This is a genomic window from Xanthomonas populi (assembly GCF_002940065.1).
Taxonomy (GTDB): domain Bacteria; phylum Pseudomonadota; class Gammaproteobacteria; order Xanthomonadales; family Xanthomonadaceae; genus Xanthomonas; species Xanthomonas populi.
This window is the reverse complement of sequence record NZ_MDEJ01000134.1, coordinates 1-10,398: the sequence shown is the minus strand read 5'-3', so window position 1 is coordinate 10,398 and position 10,398 is coordinate 1. Positions and strand designations below refer to the sequence as shown.

At 63.8% G+C, this 10,398-nt stretch carries 9 protein-coding genes and 2 pseudogenes; 7 read left to right on the top strand and 4 right to left on the bottom strand.

The features are described 5' to 3' along the window. Positions 1-151, top strand: a pseudogene (locus XpopCFBP1817_RS17125) (IS1595 family transposase); the annotation flags it as partial. A gap of 79 nt (positions 152-230) precedes the next feature. Further along, positions 231-578: an XVIPCD domain-containing protein gene (locus tag XpopCFBP1817_RS24130; protein WP_425479127.1), complete on the top strand. Its 348-nt coding sequence runs from the start codon at positions 231-233 to the stop codon at positions 576-578. Between the two features lie 784 nt (positions 579-1,362). Here the strand turns inward: XpopCFBP1817_RS24130 and XpopCFBP1817_RS17115 are convergent. From XpopCFBP1817_RS17115 to XpopCFBP1817_RS17100, 4 genes are all read right to left on the bottom strand, one after another. Beyond that, the gene (locus XpopCFBP1817_RS17115) at positions 1,363-2,001 is read right to left on the bottom strand and encodes a response regulator transcription factor (RefSeq protein WP_128418034.1); all 639 of its coding nucleotides are present in this window, start codon (positions 1,999-2,001) and stop codon (positions 1,363-1,365) included. A 161-nt stretch (positions 2,002-2,162) separates the two neighbouring features. Then, positions 2,163-3,212, bottom strand: coding sequence for an ABC transporter substrate-binding protein (locus XpopCFBP1817_RS17110; RefSeq protein WP_128418033.1), 1,050 nt, complete (start codon positions 3,210-3,212; stop codon positions 2,163-2,165). Continuing rightward, a complete protein-coding gene (locus XpopCFBP1817_RS17105) occupies positions 3,212-4,597 on the bottom strand; it encodes a sensor histidine kinase (RefSeq protein WP_128418032.1) in 1,386 nt (461 codons plus the stop codon). The genes XpopCFBP1817_RS17110 and XpopCFBP1817_RS17105 overlap by 1 nt, the downstream gene beginning before the upstream one ends. Then, positions 4,590-5,291 carry a response regulator transcription factor gene (locus XpopCFBP1817_RS17100; protein ID WP_128418031.1) on the bottom strand — a complete coding sequence of 234 codons (702 nt, stop codon included), beginning with the start codon at positions 5,289-5,291 and terminating at the stop codon, positions 4,590-4,592. The genes XpopCFBP1817_RS17105 and XpopCFBP1817_RS17100 overlap by 8 nt, the downstream gene beginning before the upstream one ends. 221 nt (positions 5,292-5,512) lie before the next feature. On the opposite strand from XpopCFBP1817_RS17100, the gene XpopCFBP1817_RS17095 reads away from it, so the two are divergent. From XpopCFBP1817_RS17095 to XpopCFBP1817_RS17075, 5 genes and pseudogenes are all read left to right on the top strand, one after another. Next, positions 5,513-6,706 (top strand): OprO/OprP family phosphate-selective porin, encoded by a 1,194-nt coding sequence (locus XpopCFBP1817_RS17095; protein ID WP_167393963.1) that lies wholly within the window; start codon positions 5,513-5,515, stop codon positions 6,704-6,706. Positions 6,707-6,817: 111 nt separating this feature from the next. Then, positions 6,818-8,146, top strand: a complete 1,329-nt coding sequence (locus tag XpopCFBP1817_RS17090) for a CitMHS family transporter (protein WP_128418029.1) — start codon at positions 6,818-6,820, stop codon at positions 8,144-8,146. Positions 8,147-8,281: 135 nt separating this feature from the next. Further along, positions 8,282-9,022: an acetoacetyl-CoA reductase gene (phbB, locus tag XpopCFBP1817_RS17085; protein ID WP_128418028.1), complete on the top strand. Its 741-nt coding sequence runs from the start codon at positions 8,282-8,284 to the stop codon at positions 9,020-9,022. A gap of 178 nt (positions 9,023-9,200) precedes the next feature. After that, positions 9,201-10,232: a LacI family DNA-binding transcriptional regulator gene (locus tag XpopCFBP1817_RS17080; protein ID WP_128418027.1), complete on the top strand. Its 1,032-nt coding sequence runs from the start codon at positions 9,201-9,203 to the stop codon at positions 10,230-10,232. A gap of 81 nt (positions 10,233-10,313) precedes the next feature. Continuing rightward, positions 10,314-10,398, top strand: a pseudogene (locus XpopCFBP1817_RS17075) (IS5/IS1182 family transposase); the annotation flags it as partial.

Genomic DNA, 10,398 nt, shown 5'->3' with positions numbered 1-10,398 from the left:
ATACGCAACGCGTTACCTGGGAGAAGCGGCCTATCGGTTTAATCGTCGATTCTGCTTGCGCGACATGCTGCCACGACTGGGCACGGCCATGATGCAATCCACACCATGTCCAGAGCCGGTTTTGCGTGCAGCGCGCAATTTTTATGGCTGAGAGTCAGGGCTAATCAGGTGTCGATTTGGCCAGGCAGTAACAGTTGCCAGGGCGGAACAACCCATTGTTCGCGCAAGCGATGACGCATCTGGAACGGCTGGGACGGCAAGCCGGTGGCTATCTCGATCGGGTGCAGATGGAGGGCGTTGCCGGGGCCGTTGCCTACCAAGCCAAGCTGCACCATCTGCCCAGCATCGATGCACTTACGCCGGTCCGCGATGGCCAGGGTTTGCTTGCAACTTCGACCAACCCGAACAACCCGTTGCTCATTGACCGCGCACTCATCGATATATCCCAGGCTGCAGTGCAGCCGCTGGATCAGAGCCTGCAACAGCTGGCGGCGGAAACGCAGCGGCAACCGGAGCAGTCCTCAGTCCAGGCCCAGCAGCGGCAGATGGAAGCACAGCAGCAAGGATTCTCACGCTGATACAGTGGCTGCCGGGAGGATGAGATGAACGACGACGCACATGATGTGCTTGCACAGATTGCGCTGGCCGATGGGCAGCTCGACACCTTGATTTCCAGCTAGCAAGAGCAGACCCGGCATGCGCAGGCCGCACTGCAGGCGGCCAAGGAGCAAGAGGAGGTCAAGTTCAGGAAGGAGATGGTGGCGCAATTCCAGGATCAGCAGCAGCGACTTGAAGCGGCGCTGTGGCCGAAGGTGGTCTGGGCCTGGAAGATCATTGCGGTATTTGCAGGCTTTGCCGCACTTTACTCTGCTGGGCTATTGGCTGCTGTTGCAGCACGCCGACGTACGACTGCAAGCTGCGCAAGCGCGCGCAGACGCCATCGAAGTGAAAGCCGAAGTGCTTGAAGCGTCCAGGCGAGTCGAAAGGACGGCGAGTACATGCTGGTCGATGGGCGGCCCAGTAAACAGACGCGCAAGTAGCAGAGAGGGAGGGGGCGCCCTGAAGCTTCCACAGACTGCCCGTGCGCACAACGGGAACATGAGCGTAGCAACGTCGCATTCGACAATCCGGAGTGGACTGCTGCGGTCCGTTGGAGCCCAGTCCATGCGTCGCCAGCGTTAAAGTCGCTATCTGGACATCGCAAGGCCACTTCGCCTGTTCGCACGTGACGATTGCAGCAATTCGTGCGCGCAGCCTGCCGTACATGTATGCAATGTCACACCAACGTTGCCGCTGACGCTGCAGATGAGCGTTGCCCGATAGCCGTGCAGCGCATTTGTCGAACTGTTTGGCGCAGCTCGATCAGCCCTCGCCTTCCGGCTCCAATGCCTTGACCAGCACCGCCGCTTGCGTGCGGCTGTAGCAGTCCAGCTTTTTCAGGATGGCGGTGACGTGGACCTTGACGGTGTTCTCGGCAAGCCCCAGTGCGTGCGCGATCTGTTTGTTGAGCAGGCCGTCGGCCAGGCTCAGCAACACGCGGAATTGCTGCGGGGTGAGCTGGGCGAGTTTGGAGGCCAGTTGCGCGTCGGCCTCGGAGCGCTCGGCGGTCATCGGCGGGAACCAGGTACCGCCCTCCAGCACGCTGGCCACGGCGGTGCCGATCGATTCGGCCGGGGTGGATTTGGGAATGAAGCCGGCCGCGCCGAACTGCTGCGCGCGCCGGATCACGCGCGGGTGATCGTTGGAAGAGATCACCACCACCGGGATATCCGGGTGCTCGCCACGTACATGCAATAGCGCCGAAAACCCGCGCGCGCCCGGCATGGCCAGATCCAGCAGCACCAGCTCGGCCTGTGGATACGAGCGCAGCATCGCGCTCAGCGTGGCGGCGCTTGAAGCCTGCACCACATCGGCCTGCGGCAAGGTCTGCTGCAGAACGTGGATCACGGCGGCACGGAACAGCGGGTGATCGTCGGCGACGAGGATGGTGAGATCGGCCATGCGCCAAGTCTGGCACATGGATGAGTCGGTTTCCCACGCCTGCGGGTGGGCGCTCCATCGGGTGCGCAGGTAGCCGGGGCAAGCGACGCGCACGGGCCGCGGCTGCGTGCTGCATCCCGGCAGCGATCACGCCTGTGCGGGGCGCGAATGCCACGAGCGCTTCAACGCGGCGGCTGCGTGCTGGCCCGCCAGGCGTCCAGAAACTGCCGGCGTTTGAGCTTGTCCAGATACACCAGCAGGCCGGGCCCCAGCGGGATCGGGCGGAACGGCGGTTGCGCCGCGCCGCCCCGGCCACGGGCGGCCTGCAGGATAGGCATCAGCCGCGCCTCGCGCGAGAGCACCTGCTGGCCGCGTGGCGAGAGCAGATAATCCAGGAATCTGCGCGCCTCCGGTGCATGCGGAGCGGTCTTGGGAATGACTGCGGTGCGCAGCGCCAGCAGCGTGTAGTCCTGCGGCTGCACGATGCCCAGCGGCGCGCCGGCATCGATGCGCGTCTGCGCGTAAGAGCCAAGCACGTTGTAGGCCAACAGCAGCTCACCACGGCTGACGCGGTCGAGCAAGGTGCCGGCGCGTTCTTCCAGCCTGACCTGATTGGCGCCCAACGCGGCCAGCAGCGCGCCGGCAATGCTGCCGACCTGCCCGTCCTGGGTGGCGAACAGATAGCCCACGCCGCTGCGCTCGACATCGTAGGTACCCACCCGCCCGCGCAGCGGTGCATCGGGCGCGCGCAGCAAGGCCAGCAGCTGTCTGCGTGTGCGCGGCACGCGTGCGGCATCCAGCTTGCGCGTGTTGTAGACGATGGCCACCGGCTCGTAGCTGATGCCGAACACTTCGTGTCGCCACTGCGCCCACGCCGGCAACGCCTCGGTCTGCGCGGAGCGATGCGCCAGTGCGTGGCCGTCGTTCACCAGCTTGGTCTGCAGATCCATGCTGGCGCTGATCAGCATGTCCGCAGCAGGCATGCCTTTGCCTCGATGCAGATAGCGGTAGTAGATGTCCCAGGCGATCACGTCTTCGTAAATCACCTCGGTGCCCGGATGCAGGCGCTGGTAGTCCTGGATGACCGCGCTGAAGACTTCCAGATCGGTGGAGCCTTGCACGCGCAGTTGCGCACGCATCGGGCGATGCGCGGGAAACACCCGCACATCGCCGGGCGCCGCGCATGCGATGCCATGTGCCAGCAACACCACCATCAGCAACAACACGCGCATCACCGCGTCCCTCCAGGAAATTGCAACGAGGCGATCAGCCCGCCGCCGATGCGGTTGGCCAGATCGATGCGCCCGCCATGCGCTTCGACCACGCGTTTGACGATCGCAAGCCCCAGCCCCGCACCGCCGGCAGGCGCATCCGGCCCGCGTACGAAACGCTCGAACACGCGCTCGGCCTCGGCGGCTGGAATGCCGGGTCCGTGATCGGCGATGGTAACCACATGATGGCTGCCGTCGCTGGTGAGCGCCACCTGCAACGGCGCGCCGCCGCCGTACTTGGAGGCGTTGTCGATCAGATTCTTGAGCGCCTCGCGCAGCAGCAATGCATCGCCACGCAGCAGCACCGGCTGCGGGTCGATCGCCAGGTGCACACGCGGCGCACCCTCGCTACGCGGAAGCGCTTCGTGCAGGGCCTGGTGCACTACCTCGGCCAGATCCACGGTGGCAAAGCGCTGCAGATTGGCGCGGTGGATCACGCTGGCATCGCTGAGCAACTGGTTGAGCAGCCGGCTCATATGGCTGGCATTGCGCTCGATCGCCACCAGGCTGCGTTGCATCTCGCGTGGGTCGTCGTCGTCCATCGCCAACTGCGCCTGCGCACGCAAGGCAGCCAGCGGCGTACGTATCTGGTGCGCGGCTTCGGCCATAAAGGCGCGCAAGGTTTCGTTGCTGGACGACAGCCGCGCCATGAAGCGGTTGAGTGCAGTCACCATCAGCTGCATTTCCTGCGGTGCCGGCACGCTCAGCGGTTTCAGATCGGAGGGCTCGCGCAGCGACAGATCTCGCTCGATGCGCCGCAACGGGCGCAGGGCGCGATACACGCCCAGCCACACCAGGCCCAAGGCCAGCAGCGACAGCACGCCGATCGCCGACAGGGCATTGAGCACCACATCGCGCGCCACCGCATCGCGCGCGCGCCGGGTCTGGCCCACCTGCACGCGCACCTCGCCCTGCCCGGACGCCGATGCCACCCGACGCATCACCACCGCAAAGCGCACCGGCTCGCCGCTGTAATCGGCATCGAACAAGAGCGGGCGCTCGTCGCTGGGCGCGCGCGCCGGCAACGGCAATGTCTCTTCGCCAGTGATGGTGCGCCCTTGCGCATCGAACACGCGATAGAACACGCGGTCTTCCGGCGCCATGCCGAGCAGGTCCAGCGCGGCATACGGCAAATCCACCTGCCAATCGCCGCCGACCAGCGCCACGCTACCGATGATCGACAGTGCCGAGGACACCAGCAGGTGATCGTAGGAGCGGTTGGCCGCCCGCTCGCCGTAGTCGCGCGCGGCAAAGAACAGCACCACCGCACCCAGCAGCGACAGGCTGCCCAAATACAGCAGCAGGGTGCGCCGGATCGATGGCGATACTGTGGGAGACTCAGCCATCGACGCCCGGCTCCACTGGCGCATGCGGGTCGACTTCTTCAAGTTTGTAGCCGGCACCCCGCACGGTGACGATGCGCAGCGGCGCAGCTGCCAACTTGCGCCGCAGGCGCCCGACATACAGTTCGATGGCATTGGGCCCGGCATCGTCGTCGAAGCCGAACAAACCGTTTCCGATCTCGTCCTTGCCAATCACATGGCCCAAGCGTCCGATCAGGATTTCGAACAGGCGGTATTCGCGATTGGGCAATTCGATCGGCACGCCGTCCAGCATCAGCGTGTGCGCGGCGTTATCGAACACGAAACCGCCGATCTGCACCACCTCGCTGGCCTGTCCGCGATTGCGGCGCAGCAGCACGCGGCAACGCGCTTCGAACTCGCGGAAGTCGAACGGCTTGCCCAGGTAATCGTCTGCACCGACATCCAGCGCCTGCACGCGGTCTTCGATGCCATCGCGCGCGGTCAGCATCAGAACCGGCGTGGTATCGCCACGCTCACGCATTCCCGCCAACACCCGTAGCCCATCCAGCTTGGGCAAGCCGATATCCAGCACCACCAGATCGAAGCTCTGATAGCGCAATACACTCGCCGCCGCCAATCCATCGGACTGCCAATCCACCGCATGCCCACGACGGCGCATGCGCCGCACGATGGCATCGGCGAGGTCGGTGTTGTCTTCCACTAGCAGCAGGCGCATTGGGCGGGGAATCGAGAATGGCAGTTTGTTGCGGCCGGAAGGTAACAGGCCTCGTGGACAAAAGCTCTTCCGCTTTTGCGATCCCCCATTCCCCAAATCCCGATTCCCGTCCCCTGACAGGTCCATGACAGCTTCGGCGGACTAGGCTGCTGCAAACGCGCTGCAGTGTGGTTGTGCGGTGCAACGCTGAACGTGATTCATACATGTCCCTGGGAGGGTCTGTGAGCAACAAGACCTTGCGTCTGGGCATCTTCACCGTCTGCGTCGTGCTCTGCCTGGCGCAGGCTGCCCGCGCGGCCGAGGGCGACGCTGCAATCACCGCCGAGGTGGGTGGGCGTGTGCACTGGGACTTCACCATGTTCGACAACGACGAACGCGGCACGCCCGAGCGAAACGACACACAGTTCCGCCGCGTGTGGCTGGATGTGGCGGGCAAGTTCTACGGCTTCAACTACAAGGCCGAAGCGGAATTTGCCGGCCTGCAATACGACCCCGGCAGCCGCGGCATCCTGGCGCGCGATGTGTATATCGCCAAGAAGTTCTCTGCCGGCACGCTGACCGTGGGCCAGTTCAAACAGTACTTCTCTCTGGACGATCGCACCGGCTCCAACTATGGCCCGTTTCTGGAACGCGGCTATGCGGCGACCACGCTGGCACCGATCTATCGCAAGGCGATCTCCTGGCAGGCCATCCGCCCCGATGCGACGTGGTCTACGGCAGCCTACAGCCTGGAAAGCATCGACAACTCGTCCACCAAGGGCGGTGCGCTCGGCACGCGCCTGACCTTCGCACCGGAGATGGGCGAGGCGCGGCTGCGCCACCTGGGCGTGTCGCTGGCGCATGAGCGCTATTCGCGTCCGGGCAGCGGTGGTGCCCCCGCGCTGTTAATCCGCCCGCGTCCGGAAAACGACCTGGCCAACAACAACCGCATCACCATGGCGCGCTTTGGCAATGGCCGCGACACCGATTTCGACAAGTGGTCGCTGGAATACGCCGAGGTCATCGGCCCCTGGTCGTGGCAGACCGAGTTGAGCGGCGGCATACTCGACGACGGCGCGCAACGGGCCAGGGTGTTGGCCAGCTATGACCTTGTCAGCTGGTTTGTCACCGGCGAATCGCGCGGCTACGACCGCAAGACAGGGCGCTTCAGCCGTATCAAGACGCCCAATCGCCCGTCCGGTGCCTTCGAGCTGGCCTTGCGCTACGACTACATGCGCGGCGACCAGCATCTGAACGGGCAGCCCGACTTCCTCGAAGCCAATACGCAGTCCTGGACCCTGGGTGGCAACTGGTATTTCAAGCCGAACCTACGCGTGATGCTCAACGTGATCGACAGCCGCAACCGCGATCGCAGGATGGATACGGTGGTCGATCAAACGCTGGCCTTGACCGGCCGTTTTCAATACTACTTCTGATGTGTTCGTGACCGCGCCAGGTTTCAAGCAACTGCACAGGCATCATCGCTTCCGCGCCCCACCCGCACGCACCACCCCCTCTCTGTTGCACGCCTCAAAGGATTTTCCCGCATGCTGACCGCGCTCGGTTTCGGAATGGTGATCACCTTCATGTACCTGATCATGAGCAAGCGGCTGTCGCCGCTGGTGGCTCTGATCACGGTGCCGATCGTGTTCGCGTTGCTGGCCGGCTTCGGCACCGGCATCAACGAGATGATGCTCGAAGGCATCAAGAAGATCGCGCCCACCGGCGTGATGTTGATGTTCGCCATCCTCTACTTCGGGGTAATGATCGATGCCGGCTTGTTCGACCCATTGGTCGGCCGCATCCTGCGCCTAGTCAAGGGCGATCCGCTCAAGATCGTGATGGGCACGGCGATCCTGGCGATGCTTATTTCGCTCGACGGCGACGGCTCCACCACCTACATGATCACCGTGTCGGCGATGCTGCCGCTGTATCAGCGCCTGGGCATGAACGCGCTCAATCTCACCTGCGTGACCATTCTGGCGAGCGGCGTGATGAATCTGACCCCGTGGGGCGGCCCCACTGCGCGCGCCGCCACTGCATTGCATGTGGACCCGGCCGATGTGTTCGTGCCGCTGGTACCGGCGATGGCGATGGCGATCGCCGGCATCATCGCGCTGGCCTGGTTGTTGGGCATGCGCGAACGTCGCCGCCTGGGCGTGGTGCGCTTGCCGGCCGACGGCAACTGGCTGGACACCAGCCTGCCGGAGGAAAACGACGCGTTGCCGCGCGTGGAAGACACCGAGGACATGAAGCGGCCCAAGCTGCTGTGGGTGAACCTGATCCTGACCCTGGCGCTGATGGCCGCGCTGGTGGTGGGCGTGCTACCGATGCCGGTGCTGTTCATGATCGGCTTTGCGCTGGCGCTGATGATCAACTACCCGAATCTGGCAGAGCAGCGCCGTCGTCTGGTCAATCACGCCGGCAATGTGTTGTCGGTGGTGTCGCTGATTTTTGCGGCCGGCATCTTCACCGGCATCCTGTCCAACACCGGCATGGTCGAGGCGATGTCGCGCAGCTTTCTGGCGGTAATCCCGGACAGCTGGGGCCCGTATCTGGCAGTGATCACCGCGATTGTCAGCATGCCGTTTACGTTCTTCATGTCCAACGACGCGTTCTACTTCGGCGTGCTCCCGATCCTGTCCGAAGCCGCCGGCCACTACGGCATCACCCCGGTGGAAATGGCCCGTGCCTCTCTTGCCGGCCAACCGGTGCATCTGCTCAGCCCGTTGGTGCCATCGACCTATCTGCTGGTGGGCCTTGCCAAGGTCGACTTCGCCGACCACCAACGCTTCACGCTGAAGTGGGCGGTGTTGATTTCTCTATTGATGTTGGCGGGCGGGTTGTTGTTTGGCCTGTTCCCTCTGGCGCGCTGATCGCGGTCGGGGAATCGTAAAAGCGGCGCTGCGCTGTCGTTTCGATTTTTGACTTCCAAATGGACCAACAGGAACCGCAACAGCGGCTCCTACTCTACCGATTCCCCATCCCCAAACTCCGAAGGAGTTAAACCAATGACACTTCGCATCGCATACGTCACCAGCGGCATGGGCAGTGTGGGCACCGCGATCTGCCAGAAGCTGGCGCGCAGCGGGCATACCGTGGTCGCCGGTTGCGGACCCAATTCGCCGCGCAAGACTTCCTGGTTGCGTGAGCAGCGCGAGCAGGGTTTCGAGTTCGTCGCCTCCGAAGGCAATGCCGCCGATTGGGATTCAACCGTGGCAGCATTCGCCAAGGTCAAGGCCGAGGTCGGTGAGATCGATGTGTTGGTCAACAACGCTGGCGGCAGCCGCGACACCCTGTTCCGGCAGATGACGCGCGACGACTGGAACGTGGTGATCGCCAGCAATCTGCACTCGCTGTTCAACATCACCAAGCAGGTGGTCGATGGCATGGCCTCGCGCGGTTGGGGACGCATCGTCAATATCGGCTCGGTCAGCGCGCACAAAGGGCAGATCGGGCAGATCAATTTCGCCACCGCCAAGGCGGCGATGCATGGCTTCAGTCGTGCATTGGCGCAAGAGGTTGCTTCGCGCGGTGTCACCGTCAACACCATTTCGGCGGGCTACATCGCCAGTGCATCGATCAGCAGCTTTCCACCCGACGTGCTCGACCGCCTGGCCAACTCGGTGCCGGTGCGCCGGCTGGGCAAACCTGCAGAAGTCGCAGGTTTGTGTGCATGGCTGTCTTCCGATGAGGCTGCCTACGTAACCGGTGCGGACTATGCCGTCAATGGCGGCCTCTACATGGGCTAGAGCGGCTCTAAAGCGTCATGCTTCCTGAGGCGAATGGCAAGCGCAACCTGAAGGTTGTGCGCTTGCACCGACGTGCGTGATGGCAGTTGGTCATCACGCGCAAGCAACCGCTACTGCGAGGAGTGACACGCCTGCCGCGCGAACTGATTACACTCTGGTTTTTCCGCAGCGCGTTGTCATGGTCAAACCTTCAGAACGCGCAACGCCGCCCGCCCGCCCGCAGATGGCCGACATCGCCCGCATGGCGGGCGTGTCCGAATCCACCGTGTCGCGCGCACTTGCCGGCAGCCCAGTGGTGGCCGAGCGCACGCGCGCCTATATCAAGCAGATCGCTGCCGATGCCGGTTATCAGGTTGACCCGATCGCGCGCAGCCTGCGTGCCAAACGCTCCAACACGGTGAGCGTTGCGGTGCCGATGATGCATGCGCTGGATCAACCGCTGTCGGACCCTTTCATGATGACCATGCTGGCGTTGCTGGCCGAAGAACTCACCGGGCGCGGTTACAGCATGTTGCTGTCCAAGCTGGATCAGCATCAGGACGGCTGGGTGGAACAACTGGCGCGCGGCAGCCGCTCCGATGGCGTGATCGTGCTCGGACAAAGCTCCGAACACGATGCACTGGATGCTGCCGCGCGCGACGGCCTGCCGATGGCGGTGTGGGGCAGCAAGATCGAAGGGCAGTCGTACATCAGCGTGGGCAGCGACAACTTCCAGGGCGGCGCGCTTGCCACCGAACATCTCATCGCCAGTGGCCGCCGCCGTATCGCCTTTCTGGGCGACGATCAACTGCCCGAGGTCGCGCCGCGCTTTGCCGGTTATCGGCGCGCACTCGGACAGCACGGGCTGGAATTCGACACGCGGCTGCATGCGCGCAGTCACTTCCTCAGCGAAGACGCCTACCGCCTGACTCGCGCGATGCTCAAGAAGACCGATGCACCGGACGGGCTGTTCGCTGTCTCCGATGTGATTGCAGTCGGTGCGATTCGCGCCCTGGTCGAAGCCGGCCACCGTGTGCCGCAGGACATTTCGCTAGTGGGCTTCGACGATATTCCGCTGGCCGCCTACAGCCAGCCGCCGTTGACCACGGTGCGGCAGGATCTTGGGCTGGCGGCACGCCTGTTGGTGGACAGGCTGCTGGCGCTGATTGCCGGCGAGTCGGTGGAATCGGTGGAGATGGCGGTGAAGTTGGTGGTGCGCGAGTCGGCTTGAATCGGAAATCGGAAAATGGTGAGCTGCGATTCCTTCTGAGAGCCCGTTCAAAGTCTTCCCGAATTATCCGATCATATGGAGATGATAGCACGCTATCCCAGTGACGTCAGCCGCGAGCAGTTTGAGCAGATCCGCGCTCTGCTTGAAGGTGCACGCAAGAAGACCG